The sequence below is a fragment of the Hymenobacter aranciens genome, assembly GCF_030580865.1.
Lineage (GTDB): Bacteria > Bacteroidota > Bacteroidia > Cytophagales > Hymenobacteraceae > Hymenobacter > Hymenobacter aranciens.
Genome location: NZ_JAUQSY010000014.1, coordinates 33,115 through 49,013 on the forward strand (window position 1 = coordinate 33,115; position 15,899 = coordinate 49,013).

The following is a 15,899-nucleotide window of genomic DNA, read 5'->3' on the forward strand; positions in this document are numbered from 1 at the left end:
ACAAGCAAAAAACCTCACTCGACGGTTCCGGGAGGGCACTCGACGGCTCCGGGAGCTATCCGAACGCCCCGGAAACGCATCCGAACGTTCCGGAAGCCATCCGAACGCTCCGGGAACGCATCTGAACGTTCCGGAAGGGCAGCCGAACGCCCCGGAACCTCGTCCGAACGTTCCGGGAACGTATCCGAACGCCCCGGGAAGTCATCCGAACATTCCGGGAGTCATTCTATCGCTCCGGGAACTCGTCCGAACGCTCCGGCCAGCTATTAATGGTGCAGCAAGTGCCCAAACTTGGCGCTGGCAAACGAGATAATCGTGCCCCAGAGCACGGCGCTCCACAGCATGTGCAGCAGGATGCGGGGCCGGGGCACGCCCAGCAGCGTGGCCACTACGGTGCCGCCCACGGGGCTCAGCAATATCGGAGTGAGGAAGGCAATGCCACCCATACCGAACTTCTGGAACACCTTGATGATGTTGCGCGAGCGACGCGAGAAGATGGGCTCGCGGCGCAGGCGGCGCTGTTTCTGCCGGTGCTTGAGCCACACCCGGCCCACGCCCGAAATGATGACCACGGTGGTCATCATGCCGGCAATGGTGAGCAGTAGGGTCAGCCAGAAATTGAGCTTCGCCGTGGTGCCGAGGATGGGGCCGCCGAGAAATTTCACCGTGCTGAGCAGGAACACGGCGGCATACTTCAGGGCGAGTTGCAGCAAGGGTTTGTCGTCTAGCAAGGTGGGTGGCGCGTGGAGGGGGTGGACGCGGTGTAAAGTTAAGACGGGGCGGTTTGGTTCGGCGGTTCTGTCATGCTGAGCGCAGCGAAGTATCTTATCTTGATGGAACGAAACCCGAACAACGTCACTGACGCAGAAGCTGGCGCAGTATTTTATGAATTACTGCGTCGTTCCGGCGCGAGAGGATGCTTCGCTACGCTCAGCATGACAGGCTGTTTTTACAGCTTACTGCCAAACGCCAAATCGCCCGCATCGCCCAGGCCGGGGATGATATAAGCATGCTCATTCAGCTTCTCATCAATAGCGGCCACCCACAAATTCGCCTCCGGAATTTCGCGGGCCACGTAGGCCAAGCCCTCGGGCGAGGCGATGACGGCGGCAATGTGCACCTGCCGCGGCATGCCGAAGCGTAGCATGGCGCGGTAGGTTTGCACGAGGCTCTTGCCGGTAGCCAGCATGGGGTCGACGAGCACGAGCACGCGCTCATCGAGGCGCGGGGCCGAGAGGTAGTCGACCTGCACCTGCACCTGGGCCGTGCCCTCGATGCGGTAGGCGGCCACGAAGGCACTGGGGCTTTGGTCGAAATAATTGAGGAAGCCCTGGTGGAAGGGCAGGCCGGCGCGCAGCACGGTGGCCAGCACCGGGAAGTCGTGCAGGAGCTTGCCGGTGGTTTCGGCCAGGGGCGTCTGGATGGTCTGGTCGGTGTAGCTCAGGTGCGTGCTGATGCGGTAGGCGATGATTTCGCCCAGGCGCTGGAGGTTGCGGCGGAAGCGCAGGCTGTCCTTCTGGATGTCTTTGTCGCGCAGCTCGGCCAGGAAGTGGTTGGCGATGCTGGGCTCGGCGCACACCACGTGGATGTGGGCGGTGGGCTCGTCGGCGGCGGAGGCGGGAGCAGTCGATTCGGGAACGGACATAAGCAGGCAGGTAATCGGGATGGGGTAGTGGGATGACGGGCCGGCGCTGGTTTTACTTCCCGACTACCTGAAATAATACACAAATTGGCACCAAAACGCCGAACCGCCCGGGCGCCCGGCCCGGCGGTGCCAACGGCGGCTGGCGTAGGTTTGTTGTTGGATAACCGTTTGGGCCGGCCATCGGCGGCGGAAATCTGCTGCTTCGCCATGAAAAAACTGCTCCTCTTCGCGGCCCTGGGTTTGCTCACCAGCCAGAGCTTCGCCCAAACCACCCAGGGCGCCAACTACGTGCCGCTCGACGCCGATACCTACCGGCTCATCGACCGCTACGCCATCAAATACGGGCCCGATTCGCTGCAAGACCCGCACACCAGTACCCGGCCCTACACGCGGGCGGCCGTGGCGCGGCTGGGCGAGCGCATGCTGGTGGGCGGCAACAGCGCGCCGCTCTCGCGGGCCGACATGTTCAACGCCGAATACCTGCTGAAGGACAACTGGACCAACTCGCCGGCCGGCGACAGCCTCAACCGCAGCCCGAAGCCCTTCCTGAAGTATTTCTACCGCGACCAGACCGACCTGTTTCACGTCAGCAACCCCGACTTCAAGCTGCGCGTGAACCCGGTGCTGCTGCTCTCGGCCGGCAAGGACAACGACACCGACAACCTCGTGTACGTGAACACCCGGGGCGTGCAAATCGAAGGCACCATCGACCAGCGGCTGGGCTTCTACACCTTCCTAGCCGATAACCAGCAGCAGGTGCCCAGCTACGTGCAGGAGCGGGTGCTGCGCGACGGCATCGTGCCGCACGAGGGCTATTGGAAGTTTTTCAAAACCGTGGGCGGCAACGCCTACGACTTCTTTACGGCGCGGGGCGGCATCACCTACGCGGCCACCAAGCACATCAACGTGCAGCTGGCCCACGACCGCAACTTCATCGGCAACGGCTACCGCTCGCTCATTCTGAGCGACTACTCAGCGCCGTACTTCTTCCTCAAGCTCAACACCCGCATCTGGAAATTTAACTACCAGAACCTCTTCGCCGAGCTCACCGCCCGCCGCAGCCTCGACGGCCTCGATACTTTGTACCCAAAGAAGTACCTGGCGATGCACCACCTGAGCTTCGACGTGACCGACAACTTCAACATCGGCGTGTTCGAGTCGGAAGTATCCGGCGGGCCGGGGCGCGGGCTGGAGCTGCAATATTTCAACCCGGTGATTTTTTACCGCGCCATCGAGCAAAACGTGGGCTCGACCGATAACGCGCTGCTGGGGATGGATTTCAAGTGGAACATCAAGCACCGCGGGCAGCTCTACGGCCAGCTGGTGCTGGACGAGTTTAAGCTGAGCGAAATCCGGGCCGGCAACGGCTGGTGGGCCAACAAGCAGGCCGTGCAGCTGGGCGGGAAGTACATCGACGTGGCCGGCCTGCGCAACCTCGACCTGCAGTTGGAATTCAACTACATCCGCCCCTACACCTACCAGCACGAAAACGAATACACCAACTACCAGCACTACCAGCAGCCCCTGGCCCACCCCATGGGCGCCAACCTGACCGAGTTTCTGGGCGTGCTCAGCTACCAGCCCCTCCCCCGCCTGATGCTGGTGGGCAAGGCGTTTTATTCCGTGCAGGGCCTGGATTTCCAGTCTGCCCCTGACATGCCAATCGAGAACTACGGGGGCAACGTGCTGTTGCCCTACACCACTCGCCCGATGGAATACGGCAACACGACCGGCCAGGGCAACAAAACCAAGCTACTCCACGCCGATTTCACCGCCACCTACCAGCCGCGCCTCAACCTGTTTGTCGATGCCAAATTCATTGCCCGTCACCGCAGCTACGAGCAAACCCCAGGTCTGGACGGCAACGAAATTTACGCCTCGCTGGCTTTGCGCTGGAACATTGCGCAGCGCCTGCACGAGTTTTAATCGTCTGTCATGCTGACGAAGGAAGCATCCTCTCACGCCAGAACACCTATTGCGCGCGGGGATGCTTCCTTCGTCAGCATAACAACCGGCTCCAGCACATCGTGGGGCCGATTGAAGTAATTGCCGGGTTCCGGCGTCCTGCCTAGCATATGAAAATTTATTTGCGGATTCTGAGCTACGCCAAGCCGTACCTCGACTTCCTGCCGCTCTATCTCCTGTATACTATTCTGGGCATCTTCTTCAGCATCGGCAACTTTGCCCTGATTATCCCGCTGCTGAACGTGCTGTTCGACAAAACTGGCACCGCGCAGACCAACGCCCCGGCACAGTTGCCGAAGTTCGCCGTGTCGCTGGACTACATCACCGGCACGTTCAACTACTACTTCGTGCAGGTTATCAACACCTACGGCAAAACCGGGGCGCTCACTTTCGTGTGCCTCATCCTGGTGGCGTCGGTATTTTTCAGCAACGTGTTTCGCTACCTCAGCCTGCGGCTGGTGGCGCGGGTGCGGGCCCGGGTGATTCGCAACCTGCGGCGGCAGTTGTACCACCGCATCATCGGCCTGCAGCTGGGCTACTTTGCTAATGAACGAAAGGGCGACCTGATGTCGCGCTTCACCAGCGACGTGCAGGAGGTGGAAATCTCGGTGGTCAACACCCTGCAGGCCGTCATCCGCGAGCCGCTCACCATTTTCGGCTACTTCGCGGTGCTGTTTTACATGTCGGTGCCGCTCACGTTTTTCACCCTGATTCTGCTGCCCGTGTCGGGCGGCATCATTGCCATGCTCAGCAAGCGGCTGCGGCAGCAGGCCAAAACCAGCCAGAGCACCCTCGGCTCGATGCTGTCGGTGATTGACGAGACGCTGGGCGGCATCCGGGTGGTGAAGGCCTTCAATGCCCAGGCCTACATCACGGGCAAGTTTGAGGAGCAGAACGATTTGTATGCCCGCACCTCGCGCCGCATCGATAACACCCGCGACCTGGCCTCGCCCTTCTCCGAGTTTGCGGGCGTGATGGTGGTGGCGGGGCTGCTGTACTTCGGCGGCTCACTCATCCTGAGCGGGCAGTCGAACCTCGACGGCTCGTCGTTCATTGCCTACATCGTGCTGTTTTCGCAGGTGCTCACGCCGGCCAAGGCGCTGTCGTCGTCGTTCGGCAACATCCAGCGCGGCCTGGTGGCCGGCGAGCGGGTGCTCTCGATTATCGACACCGAGCCGGCCATCCGCGACCGGCCCGACGCTACTGTGCTGCCACCCTTCGCGCACGAAATCAGGTTCGAGAACCTGAGCTTCAGCTACGGCGACAAGGACGTGCTGCACGACATCAACCTGACCATCCGCAAAGGCCACACCGTGGCACTGGTGGGCCCCAGCGGCGGCGGCAAAAGCACCCTCGCCGACCTGCTCCCCCGCTTCTACGACCCCACCCAGGGCCGCATCAGCATCGACGGCCATGACATGCGCGACAGCACCCTGCACTCGCTGCGCGACCAGATGGGCATCGTGACCCAGGAAAGCATTCTCTTCAACGACACGATTCTCAACAACATTCGCTTCAACACCGAAGCCACTGAAGAAGAAGTCATCGAAGCCGCCAAAATTGCCAACGCCCACGAATTCATCGAGGCCAGCCCCGAAGGGTATCACACCATGATTGGCGACCGGGGCTCACGCCTCTCGGGCGGGCAGCGCCAGCGGCTGAGCATTGCCCGCGCCATCCTGCGCAACCCACCCATCCTCATCCTCGACGAAGCCACCTCGGCCCTCGATACCGAAAGTGAAAAGCTGGTGCAGGAAGCCCTGCAGCGCCTCATGCAAAATCGCACTTCGCTCGTCATCGCTCACCGCCTGAGCACCGTGCAGCACGCCGACGAAATCATCGTGCTGCAGCAGGGCCGCATCGTGGAACGCGGCACGCACGACGACCTCGTGCGCCGCGACGGCGGCCTCTACCAGCGCCTGAGCTCCATGCAGAGCAACGGCGTGCTGCCGTAGAACGTGTACCCCGAACCGAAGGTCGGGGTACACGTTCTTTCGGCTCTACCGTATAACTTTCGCTCCTAACCAAAACCCTCCCGTCATGCTCGCCCTCAAACGCATCGTCACCATCGTGGTGATGGTTTACCTGCTCCTCGCTTTGCTGTTCCTGCTCGTGCCGGCCGTGCGGGCCACCATGGCCGACTTCGAAACCGCCCTGGGCAACTTCAATCCCGTCAACATCCTCAAGGAGCGCGACTTCTTCCAGGTTCTGGCCTGGATTGGCGTGCTGGTGCTGGGCCTGCACCTCATCACCGAAAACCTCGACAGCACCATGCTGCGCCGCACCGTGACGCAGAACGAGAACAAAATCAACGAGCTCAAGGCGAAGCTCTACGACGGCCAGCTCCGCACCGACCCGGCGCTGCCCACCCGCCCCGTGTATCCCGACGCCGACCTGGGCCGCCCCCTGCCGCCACCCACCGACCAAGTTGTTTAACTTTGTCCGGCCGGAAATCAGCTTCTGATTTCCGGCCGTTTCATATCCCCTTCTCCCCTCCCCCGCGTGCCCGACCAAGCCCCGCTCACCGACCTCATCCGCGCCGAACTCAGCGAAGCCCGCGCCGTGCTCGACACTTTTCTGGCCGCGCCCGCCAACCTGGCCGCCATCGCCCAGGCCGCCGAGCTCGTCGCCGACAGCCTCAAGGCTGGGGGCAAAGTGCTGACCTGCGGCAACGGCGGCAGCCTCTGCGACGCCCAGCACTTCGCCGAAGAGCTCTCGGGCCGCTACCGCCAGAACCGCCGGGCCCTCGCCGCCATTGCCCTCACCGAAGCCTCGCACATGACCTGCGTGGCCAACGATTTCGGCTTTGACTTCGTTTTCAGTCGCTTCGTCGAAGCCCTCGGCCGCCCCGGCGACGTGCTGCTGGCCATCAGCACCAGCGGCAACTCGCCCAACATCCTCAACGCCGCCGAAGCCGCCCGCGCCGCCGGCGTGCGCGTGGTCAGCCTCACCGGCAAGGACGGCGGCAAGCTGGCCGCCTTGAGCGACGTAGAAATCCGGGTGCCGCACTTCGGCTACGCCGACCGCATTCAGGAGGTCCACATCAAGGCCATTCACATCATGATTATGCTGATTGAGAAGCTGGTGATTGAGAGTTGAGACATTAACGTCTGTGTAGTAGGTTTGCGGGGAGTATCATATCTCAATTCTCACTTCTCAACGTCTCACCCTCTCTACCATGCTCACCAAAACCTTCGGCTCGGCCGTGCAGGGCGTCAACGCCTACACCATCACCATCGAGGTGGTGGTGACGGCGGGCACGAACTTCTACGTGGTGGGCCTGCCCGACAATGCCATCAAGGAAAGTCAGCAGCGCATCGAGGCAGCGCTGAAGTTTCGCGGCTACCGGATGCCGCGCACCAAAGTGGTGGTAAACATGGCTCCGGCCGACATCCGCAAGGAAGGCGCGGCCTACGATTTGCCCATCGCGCTGGGCATTCTGCACGCCTCGCAGCAGCTGAATGCGGATAACCTGAGCGACTACATCATCATGGGCGAAATGGCTTTGGATGGCGAGCTGCGGCCCATTCGCGGGGTGTTGCCCATTGCCATTCAGGCCCGTAAGGAAGGCTTCAAGGGAATTTTGCTGCCGAAGGAAAATGCGGAGGAGGCCGCCATCGTCAACAACCTGGACGTGATTGCCGTGGGTTCGATGCAGGAAGCCATCGACTTCTTCGAAGGCCGCCAGGAAATCAAGCCCACCAAGGTCGATACCCGCGACCTGTTCCAGCACTCCGTCAATAAATACACCGCCGATTTTGCCGACGTGCAGGGCCAGGAAAACATCAAGCGCGCTCTGGAAATAGCTGCCGCCGGTGGCCACAACGTGATAATGATTGGCCCGCCCGGCGCGGGCAAAACCATGCTGGCCAAGCGCCTGCCCAGCATCCTGCCGCCCCTCACGATGCAGGAGGCGCTGGAAACCACTAAAATTCATTCGGTAGCGGGTAAGCTGGCCGGCGGCGGGCTGCTGAGCACCCGGCCCTTCCGCGCCCCACACCACACTATATCGGACGTGGCGCTGGTGGGCGGCGGCGGCAACCCGCAGCCCGGCGAAATCTCGCTGGCGCACAACGGCGTGCTGTTTCTGGACGAGCTGCCGGAGTTCAAGCGCACCGTGCTGGAGGTGATGCGCCAGCCGCTGGAAGAGCGCCGCGTCACCATTTCGCGGGCCAAGGTGAGCATTGAGTTTCCCGCAAACTTTATGTTGATAGCCAGTATGAATCCGTGCCCCTGCGGCTACTACAACCATCCTGAAAAAGAATGTGTTTGCGGTCCGGGCGTGGTGCAGAAGTACCTGAACAAGGTGAGCGGCCCGCTGCTCGACCGTATTGACCTGCACGTGGAGGTAACGCCCGTGACCTTCGACCAGATGACGGAAACGCGCAAATCGGAAACCAGCGCCGACATTCAACTGCGCGTCGACAAAGCCCGGCAGGTGCAGGAAACGCGCTTCAAGGACTACGCCGACATTCACTCCAACGCCATGATGCCGCCGCAGATGGTGAAGGATATCTGCGAGATAAGCCCGGCCGGCCGCCTGCTGCTCAAAACCGCCATGGAGCGCCTCGGCCTCTCGGCCCGCGCCTACGACCGTATTCTGAAAGTGGCCCGCACCATTGCCGACCTGGCCGGTAGCGAGGCTATTGAAATTCAACACCTGGCCGAGGCTATTCAGTACCGCTCGCTGGATAGAGAGGGCTGGGCAGGGTAATTTTTCCGTACTTTGTAGCATGCCACAGCTTCCTCATTCGCTTGATTACATCCAGCAGGTGCTGGCCGAGTATTTCGCCGATAAGCCGGTGCAGCGCGTGCAGGTATTTGGCTCGTATGCACGGGGCGAGGCTACGGCAGAGTCGGATTTGGATGTGCTGCTGAGCCGGATACCGGGTCGTCGGCTGTCGCTATTCGATTTGGGGCGCTACCAAGAAGAATTAGAGCAGCGCCTAGGTATCAGCATAGATTTGGGGACAGCGCTGTCTCCGTTTTCTCAACCGCATATAGAACCTGACTTACGTACTGTTTATGAGCAAGCAGCTTGATTCTACGCGGCTGCAACACATGTTGGAAGCAGCCGAGCGCATTAGCCGCCGGATGGCCGGGCTTTCATTAACTGATTTCTTGGCCGATGAAGACGCACACGATGTAGCAATGCGCCGATTTATGGTGATTGGGGAAGCCGCGAATCATATCTCCAATGCTACCAAGCAGTTGTTTCCGCAAATTGACTGGCTGGGAGCACGAAGCCTACGCAATTTTGTAGCTCATGAATATTTTCGGGTAGAGTTGGCCGATATCTGGGACTCGGTTATTAACGATGTACCGCCGCTACTGCTAGAGCTTCCCGGTGTGATTAGCCAAGTACAGGCCAGCGAACAGGCGCAACGGGCAGGCAGTGTATAAATCCCTCCTCAAACCCCTCCTATTCCAACTCGACGCCGAGCGCGCCCACCATTTCGTTTTCGACAACCTGCGGCGCATGGCTACGCTGCCGGGTGCGAAAGCCGTTCTAAAAAACCTCTACAACTACCAGCATCCCAGCCTGGAGCGCGAGGTGTTCGGCCTGAAATTCCCCAACCCCGTGGGCCTGGCCGCCGGGCTCGACAAAAACGCGGTACTCACCGATGAGCTGGCGCTGCTGGGCTTTGGCTTCGTGGAAATCGGGACCGTGACGCCCCGGCCGCAGCCCGGCAACCCGGCGCCGCGCCTGTTCCGGCTGCCGCAGGACGAGGCGCTGCTCAACCGCATGGGGTTCAACAACGACGGGGCCGAGGTGGTGGCCCAGCGCCTGGCCCGGCGGCGCAACCGGCAGCTTATCATCGGCGGCAACATCGGCAAAAACAAGTACACGCCCAACGAGCTGGCGGCGCAGGATTACGTGGCTGGCTTCGAGGCACTGGCCGGGGTGGTCGACTATTTCGTGGTAAACGTGAGCTCGCCCAACACACCGGGCCTGCGGGAGTTGCAGGATAAAAAGCCGCTGATTGATATCCTACAGCAGGTGCAGGAGCGCAACCGGCGCCGCCCCCAGCCACGCCCGCTACTCCTGAAAATCGCCCCCGACCTGACGAATTCGCAGCTCGACGACATTCTGGAAATAGCCCGTGAAACCAAGCTCAGCGGCCTCGTGGCCACCAACACGACCATCAGCCGCGAAGGGCTGCTGACGCCGGCGGCCCAGGTTACGGCCCTGGGCGCGGGAGGGCTCAGCGGCAAGCCCTTGCGCGAGCGGGCCACTGAAGTGGTACGCTACCTGCACCGCAAATCCGACGGCGGCTTACCCATCATTGGCTCGGGTGGCATCCATTCGGCACAGGATGCACTGGACAAGCTGGCGGCGGGCGCGGCGCTGGTGCAGGTGTACACGGGGTTTGTGTATGAAGGGCCAGGGCTGGTACGGGAAATAAACGAGTACTTGGTAAGTAACCAGGCGAATTCCGCGTAGCGGCTCGTCCGGTTACTTATCAAAGCACTGTTATACAATGCATCCGGCTGATGCAGGACTGCTGAATCTGCCACCGGGGCGGCAGGCAGCCTATAATTTTACCCCGGCCTTGAACTCGATAACGTCAGCCGCGCCGCGGTGAATTTTCAAATCGACGGCGCCGAACAGCAGGTCGGTGAAATGGTATTTCAGCCCCAGCCGCTCGTAGTAGGGCGTGCTCGATTTGTAGGGCGCGTAGACGTAAAATCCCAGGTGCGACACGAAAGCCAGCCGCCCGAATAGCAGCTCGTGCCCCACAAATACGCCCGCTTTTTTCACATCGGGCTTGGTCACGCCGGCGCGGGTGGTGTCGTTGAGATTGGCCGTCAGGCTACGGTCGTAGAAGCCCTCGACGCCCAGCAGCAGGTTCGATTTGCGGTTGACCCGGCGGCCCACGGCAGCCGTCACCGAGTTGACGAGGTACTTGGTGTGGTCGCCGGCGTTGCGCTGCACGAAGCCTATGCTAGTGCTCAGGTTCACGAAGTTGTGACCGACTTCGGTGGGTGCAGCCGCAAATGTGTTGACGAACGTAGTGGGCCGCTGCTGGTGGTAGTTGAGGCCCAGCAGCAGCGTGGGCAGGTTCACGCCGAAATTGGGGCGCGAGGTGGCCCCGTTGGAATAGTGGTTGAGCCCCAGGCCCACCAGCAGCCCCAGGTGCGGCGTAATGGCGCGGTCGTACTCCAGGCGCATTTGCAGCGTGGCGTTGATGGCCGAGCTGGCAATACTGTTTTTGTGGTTCGTCTGCTGGTCGTAGGGGTTGGTGAGGTAGGCCAGGCCGGCGCCCAGCCGGAAGCTCAGGTCGTGCCGGGCATTGCGCGAAAACGTCTTGCTGATGTAGGGACTGGCCGCAAAGGCGTAGCCCAGCGTGGGATTGTGAAAGTCGTAGTACACCAGCGCCAGCCCCAGCTTCGGAAACTTATACCAGCCGTGCCAGTCGGCGCCGCCGGTAGTCTGGCGCTGCAGGTTGATTTCGAAGCCCGTCGGGTGCGAATTGACCAGGTGCCTGATGGCCGGGGTGTGCGCCATGATGAAGCTACTCTGTGCATACGCACCTACCACCAGGGGCATGGGCGGGGCGGCTTCTTGGGCCCGCGCCACGGCGACCTTGCCAACCAGCAAGCCCGCCATTAACCCGAGCTTCATCCAATCTTCATACTTATTTATCAGATGCATATTCCTACAGAACAGCCCCAAAAATAAGCATTAAGCTCTCGCCCCGGCGCGACCACGGATTTCGTACACAATTTTGGCAACCCTGCACTAGAGCTTTACGCTATAAGCCCGGACTCCTGCTCCAAATCAATCCTGTTTTTTCATACCCCATTTCTATTTTTTCCATTTTCTCATGAAAAAGGTTATCCTTTCTCTCGTTCTTCTGGCTGGCGTCGCTGGCGCTGCTCAGGCTCAAGACGGTGCCCGTATCGGTATTCGCGCTGGCATCTCGGCTAACACGTTGAGCGGCGACAACACCGACGGCCTAACCTATGCCCTCGGCGGCCTGGGCGGCCTCACAGCAAATTTCCCCTTGTCGGAAAATGTGTCGATTCAGCCCGAGCTGCTTTACAACCTGAAAGGCACGCAGTACGATGACACCTCGGTGCGCCTCGACCTGCACTACGTCGACCTGCCCATCTTCGTGAAGTACCGCACCGGCGGGTTCTATGTGGAAGCTGGCCCGCAAGTGGGCTACCTGTTGTCGGCCAAGCTTGGCGGTGAAGACAAAGGCAGCATCGAAACCGACCAATTGCAACGCTTCCAGTTTGGCTACGCGGCTGGCCTGGGCTACTACCTCACCGAGGGGCTGAGCCTGGGTCTGCGCTTCAACGGCGGCATCAACAGCGTTGGTAAGGACGATGACGGCTTCGACCAAGTGCGCACCCGCTCGTTCAACTTTGTAGTTGGCTACGAATTCGGCAGCAAGTAAACCTTGCGCTCTTAATCCGAAAAAGCCCGGTTTCCCTCGCGGAAACCGGGCTTTTTTTGTGCGCACTATTGAAATTTCTAATTCCGTTTTAATAACAAACTAAAATTACTTCTTAGCTTTGTCGCGTCATTCATCAAATTTTCACTTTTTTTCTTCCCGTATGAAAAAAGTTCTTCTCTCGCTCGGCCTGTTGGCCGGCATTTCGGCCACGGCTCAGGCCCAGGCTACCTTCGGCGTGAAGGCCGGCGCTACGCTCACCAATTTCATGGGTGACGACGTAAGCGACGATAGCGACAACAAAGTCGGTTTCCTGGTTGGGGCCGTAGCCAACTTCGCCGTTAACGATATGTTCTCGATTCAGCCGGAAGTGCTGTTCTCGCAGAAAGGTGCGCAGGGCAAGGAAAGCGGCGAAACCGTGAAGTTGAACCAGAATTACGTTGACGTACCGGTGATGGTAAAGGTGAACACCGGCGACAACGGCAGCGGCCTGTTCTTCGAGCTGGGCCCGCAGTTTGGCTTGCTCGTGAGCAGTAAAGCTGAAGACACAGATACCAAAGAAGCGTTCAACACCTTCGATTTCGGCTACGCTGCCGGCCTGGGCTACCAACTGGAAAGCGGCCTGAACTTCGGCCTGCGCTACAACGGCGGCATCACCAACGTGTACAAAGAAGTTGACGTGCTCGGTACCTCGGTACAAGCGAAAGCCCGCAACAGTGCCTTCCAACTGTCGGTAGGTTACATGTTCGGCGGCAAGTAATTTGCCCTCCCCCTTCTTAAAAAGCCCGGCCTCCCCTGCGGAGGCCGGGCCTTTTTTTGGGCGCCAGCCCGCCCCGGGCGTAGCTTTGCCGGCCATACCACGGCTGTTCTTCTTATGAAAAAAACGATTTTTACCCTGGCCCTGCTGGCGGGCCTGAGCGGTGCCGCGCAGGCTCAACGCAATATCTCGCTGGGCCTGAAGGCAGGCGGCACCTACTCGTCATACGTCGGCGAAGATGCCGATAATTTAAAAGGGTTGTTTGGCTTCCACGCCGGAGGCTTTGTCAACATCGGCCTCACGAAGCTTTTTGCCTTCCAGCCCGAAATCATCTACTCGCAGAAAGGCACCAAGTACGACATCAACGAAGACGTTCGGCAGCGGCTGCATTACCTAGACATTCCGCTGGCCTTTCACGTCAATGCCGACGGGCTGTTTTTTGAAGCCGGGCCGCAGGTAGGGGTGTTGCTGGCTGCTAGTGGCAAGGCCGGCAGCTTTAGCAACGACATCAAAAATAACTTCAACGACTTTGATTTTGGCTACCTGGTGGGCCTGGGGTACCAGCGCAAAGCCGGGCCGGGCATCGGTCTGCGCTACAACGGCGGCTTTGTCAATAACACTCCGTCGGCCGAAACCAGCATTGGCACCCTGGAATTGCGCCGCCGCAACAGCGCTTTTCAGCTCTACCTCACGTATTCGTTTGGCGGGCGCTAAGCCAGTATTGCTTACTGAAGCGGCCATTGCCCAAACCGCTTCAAGGCCCGCACGCCCGGTTTCCAGCTTGAAACCGGGCGCGTTGTGCGTTCCGGCGCTAGCTTTGTAGCCGGATTGCCGCGTGGCGGCTGGTTTTTATTGTGTAATGAAACATTCTCTCCTCCTTCTGGCCCTGCTGGCGGGCAGCACCGGGGCCGCCGGCGCCCAAACCCTTGCTGCTGCCAGCCCCACCGCTCCCGCCGCCGATAGCACCCGCCGACCGGGTTTGCTGCTGGGCCTCACGCTGGGCCCCATGGCCAGCCGCTTCATGGGCGCCGACGCCACCACCGGGCAAAAGGCACAGTACCGCCCGGGCGTGCACGCGGGCCTGATGGCCGATGTGCACCTGAGCGATACCTGGACCTTTCACCCCGAAGTGCTGTATGCCGAAAAGGGCTCTTCGTACGACCGCGACATGCAGATTCCTGATTTGCGGCTGCGCTACATCGACGTTCCCCTGCTCGCCCGGCGCTACTTCGACGGCGTGACCGGCAAGCAGGCCTGGTTTCTGGAAGCCGGCCCGCGCGTGAGTGCCCTGCTCGCGGCCAGGCAGAGCGATACCGAGGCCGACCTCAAATCCAGCTTCCGCACCCTGGATGCGGGCTTCCTGCTGGGTATTGGCTACCGCAACGCGGATGGCATCGCCATTGGCCTGCGCTACGATGTGGGGATTACCAATGCCTACAAAACGGTGGCGCCCGAAGCATCGGGCGGCCGCGGCAGCTACCAGCCCAACCACCGCAACGACGCGTATTTCCTGTCGGTGAGCTTCCCGCTGCTGGGCGGTAAGTAGTAGCCAGACCAGACCGGCAGGCCAAAAAAAACGGCCGGGGCTATGTGCCCCGGCCGTTGTCGTTAGCGGCTTTCGGCCGCCGCGTAGTTGCGGTAGAAGTGCGGGATGGTTTCGATGCCCTTCAGGAAGTTGAAGACGCCGAAGTGCTCGTTGGGCGAGTGAATGGCGTCGGAGTCGAGGCCGAAGCCGAGCATGACGGCGTCGAGCTGCAGCTCATTTTTGAACATGGCCACGATGGGGATGGAGCCACCGCCCCGCGTGGGAATGGGGCGCTTGCCAAAGGTGGTTTCCATGGCGTCGGCGGCGGCTTTGTAGGCCACCGAGTCGGTGGGCGTGACGACGGGCTCGCCGCCGTGGTGGGGCTTCACTTTCACGACGACGCCCTGCGGGGCGATGCTTTCGAAGTGCTTTTGGAACAGCTGGCTGATTTCGTCGCTGGTCTGGTGGGGCACCAGGCGCATCGAGATTTTGGCGAAGGCCTTGGAGGCAATGACGGTTTTGGCGCCTTCGCCGGTGTAGCCGCCCCAGATGCCGTTCACATCAAGCGTGGGGCGGATGCTGGTGCGCTCGATGGTGGTGTAGCCTTTCTCGCCGTAGGTGTCGGGCAGGCCGATGCTTTGCTTGAACTCGTCGTCGTTGTAGGGCGCCTTATTCAGCTCGGTGCGCTCGTCGTCCGAGAGCACGGCCACGTTGTCGTAGAAGCCGGGGATGGTGATATGGCCGTTGGCATCGTGCAGGCTGGCAATCATCTCGCAGAGGGCGTTGATGGGGTTTTGCACGGCGCCGCCGTAGAGGCCCGAGTGCAGGTCGCGGCCGGGACCGGTCACCTCCACCTCGTGGTAGCTGAGGCCGCGCAGGCCCACTTCGATACTGGGCACGTCGTTGGCGATGATGCCGGTGTCGGAGAGCAGCAGCACGTCGGCGCGCAGCTTGTCGCGGTTGGCGCGCACGAACAGCTCCAGGTTCACGGAGCCGATTTCCTCCTCGCCTTCGAACATGAACTTGATGTTGCAGGGCACGCCGCCCTGGCCGTCGCGCATCATCATCTCGAAGGCCGCCACGTGCATGTACACCTGGCCTTTGTCGTCGCAGGCGCCGCGGGCGTAGATTTTTTCGTCTTTAATCACCGGCTCGAAGGGCGGCGAGGTCCAGAGCTCGTAGGGGTCGGCGGGCTGCACGTCGTAGTGGCCGTACACGAGCACGGTGGGCTTGTCGTCGCCGGCGCGGTATTCGCCATACACAATGGGGTTGCCGGCGGTGGGGCACAGCTCCACATCCTGCACGCCGGCGGCTTCGAGGCGGGCTTTGAGGTAGTCGGCGGCTTTCAGCACGTCGCCGTGAAACTTGGGGTCGGCCGAGACGCTGGGGATGCGCAGCCAGTCTTTCAGCTCTTCGAGAAAGCGGGCCTGGTGGTCGGTGAGGTAGGTGGGCTGGGCCATTTTTGGGAGGTTTGGAGGTGTTGGGTGGGGTAAAAATACGGCGCGGCCGCTGGCCGCAGTCTGAAGGGAGCGCCGCGACCGTGGCTGCTGACCGGTAAGTGGCGGGAGTCTCCAGACTCTCTGCCGCGTAGCGGCAAGCTCG

At 61.0% G+C, this 15,899-nt stretch carries 16 protein-coding genes; 12 read left to right on the top strand and 4 right to left on the bottom strand.

The window, feature by feature from the left end; translation table 11 throughout:
- Nucleotides 1–266: 266 nt before the first annotated feature.
- Together Q5H93_RS18800 and upp are read right to left on the bottom strand one after the other, a co-directional pair.
- Nucleotides 267–731 carry a hypothetical protein gene (locus Q5H93_RS18800; RefSeq protein WP_305008192.1) on the bottom strand — a complete coding sequence of 155 codons (465 nt, stop codon included), beginning with the start codon at nt 729–731 and terminating at the stop codon, nt 267–269.
- Between the two features lie 218 nt (nt 732–949).
- The gene (upp, locus tag Q5H93_RS18805) at nt 950–1,645 is read right to left on the bottom strand and encodes a uracil phosphoribosyltransferase (protein ID WP_305008193.1); all 696 of its coding nucleotides are present in this window, start codon (nt 1,643–1,645) and stop codon (nt 950–952) included.
- A gap of 207 nt (nt 1,646–1,852) precedes the next feature.
- Here upp and Q5H93_RS18810 point away from each other — a divergent pair, with 207 nt between their 5' ends.
- The 8 genes from Q5H93_RS18810 to Q5H93_RS18845 all read left to right on the top strand — a co-directional run bounded on the left by Q5H93_RS18810 (nt 1,853) and on the right by Q5H93_RS18845 (nt 10,055).
- Nucleotides 1,853–3,571 carry a capsule assembly Wzi family protein gene (locus tag Q5H93_RS18810; RefSeq protein ID WP_305008194.1) on the top strand — a complete coding sequence of 573 codons (1,719 nt, stop codon included), beginning with the start codon at nt 1,853–1,855 and terminating at the stop codon, nt 3,569–3,571.
- Between the two features lie 149 nt (nt 3,572–3,720).
- The gene (locus Q5H93_RS18815; RefSeq protein WP_305008195.1) at nt 3,721–5,565 is read left to right on the top strand and encodes an ABC transporter ATP-binding protein; all 1,845 of its coding nucleotides are present in this window, start codon (nt 3,721–3,723) and stop codon (nt 5,563–5,565) included.
- 85 nt (nt 5,566–5,650) lie between these two features.
- A complete protein-coding gene (locus Q5H93_RS18820; protein ID WP_305008196.1) occupies nt 5,651–6,046 on the top strand; it encodes a hypothetical protein in 396 nt (131 codons plus the stop codon).
- 66 nt (nt 6,047–6,112) lie between these two features.
- Nucleotides 6,113–6,709, top strand: coding sequence for a D-sedoheptulose 7-phosphate isomerase (gene lpcA / locus Q5H93_RS18825; protein ID WP_305008197.1), 597 nt, complete (start codon nt 6,113–6,115; stop codon nt 6,707–6,709).
- A 79-nt stretch (nt 6,710–6,788) separates the two neighbouring features.
- On the top strand, nt 6,789–8,324 hold the full coding sequence (locus Q5H93_RS18830) for a YifB family Mg chelatase-like AAA ATPase (RefSeq protein ID WP_305008198.1): 1,536 nt from the start codon (nt 6,789–6,791) through the stop codon (nt 8,322–8,324).
- Between the two features lie 19 nt (nt 8,325–8,343).
- Nucleotides 8,344–8,652: a nucleotidyltransferase family protein gene (locus tag Q5H93_RS18835; protein WP_305008199.1), complete on the top strand. Its 309-nt coding sequence runs from the start codon at nt 8,344–8,346 to the stop codon at nt 8,650–8,652.
- Entirely contained in the window at nt 8,636–9,013 is a 378-nt protein-coding gene (locus Q5H93_RS18840) for a HepT-like ribonuclease domain-containing protein (RefSeq protein WP_305008201.1), read from the top strand. The genes Q5H93_RS18835 and Q5H93_RS18840 overlap by 17 nt, the downstream gene beginning before the upstream one ends.
- Nucleotides 9,006–10,055 carry a quinone-dependent dihydroorotate dehydrogenase gene (locus Q5H93_RS18845; protein WP_305008202.1) on the top strand — a complete coding sequence of 350 codons (1,050 nt, stop codon included), beginning with the start codon at nt 9,006–9,008 and terminating at the stop codon, nt 10,053–10,055. Before Q5H93_RS18840 ends, Q5H93_RS18845 begins: the two co-directional genes overlap by 8 nt.
- 90 nt (nt 10,056–10,145) lie before the next feature.
- Here the strand turns inward: Q5H93_RS18845 and Q5H93_RS18850 are convergent, their stop codons facing one another.
- Nucleotides 10,146–11,237 (bottom strand): acyloxyacyl hydrolase, encoded by a 1,092-nt coding sequence (locus Q5H93_RS18850; RefSeq protein ID WP_305008203.1) that lies wholly within the window; start codon nt 11,235–11,237, stop codon nt 10,146–10,148.
- A 202-nt stretch (nt 11,238–11,439) separates the two neighbouring features.
- Between Q5H93_RS18850 and Q5H93_RS18855 the strand changes: the two genes are divergently transcribed.
- The 4 genes from Q5H93_RS18855 (at nt 11,440) to Q5H93_RS18870 (ending at nt 14,318) form a co-directional block, all read left to right on the top strand.
- Nucleotides 11,440–12,018 carry a porin family protein gene (locus Q5H93_RS18855; protein ID WP_305008204.1) on the top strand — a complete coding sequence of 193 codons (579 nt, stop codon included), beginning with the start codon at nt 11,440–11,442 and terminating at the stop codon, nt 12,016–12,018.
- A 160-nt stretch (nt 12,019–12,178) separates the two neighbouring features.
- On the top strand, nt 12,179–12,775 hold the full coding sequence (locus Q5H93_RS18860; RefSeq protein ID WP_305008205.1) for a porin family protein: 597 nt from the start codon (nt 12,179–12,181) through the stop codon (nt 12,773–12,775).
- Nucleotides 12,776–12,889: 114 nt separating this feature from the next.
- Entirely contained in the window at nt 12,890–13,486 is a 597-nt protein-coding gene (locus Q5H93_RS18865; RefSeq protein ID WP_305008206.1) for a porin family protein, read from the top strand.
- 145 nt (nt 13,487–13,631) lie between these two features.
- Nucleotides 13,632–14,318, top strand: coding sequence for a porin family protein (locus Q5H93_RS18870; RefSeq protein ID WP_305008207.1), 687 nt, complete (start codon nt 13,632–13,634; stop codon nt 14,316–14,318).
- A gap of 62 nt (nt 14,319–14,380) precedes the next feature.
- Here Q5H93_RS18870 and Q5H93_RS18875 read toward each other — a convergent pair whose 3' ends face one another.
- The gene (locus Q5H93_RS18875) at nt 14,381–15,757 is read right to left on the bottom strand and encodes a dipeptidase (RefSeq protein WP_305008208.1); all 1,377 of its coding nucleotides are present in this window, start codon (nt 15,755–15,757) and stop codon (nt 14,381–14,383) included.
- Nucleotides 15,758–15,899: the final 142 nt, after the last annotated feature.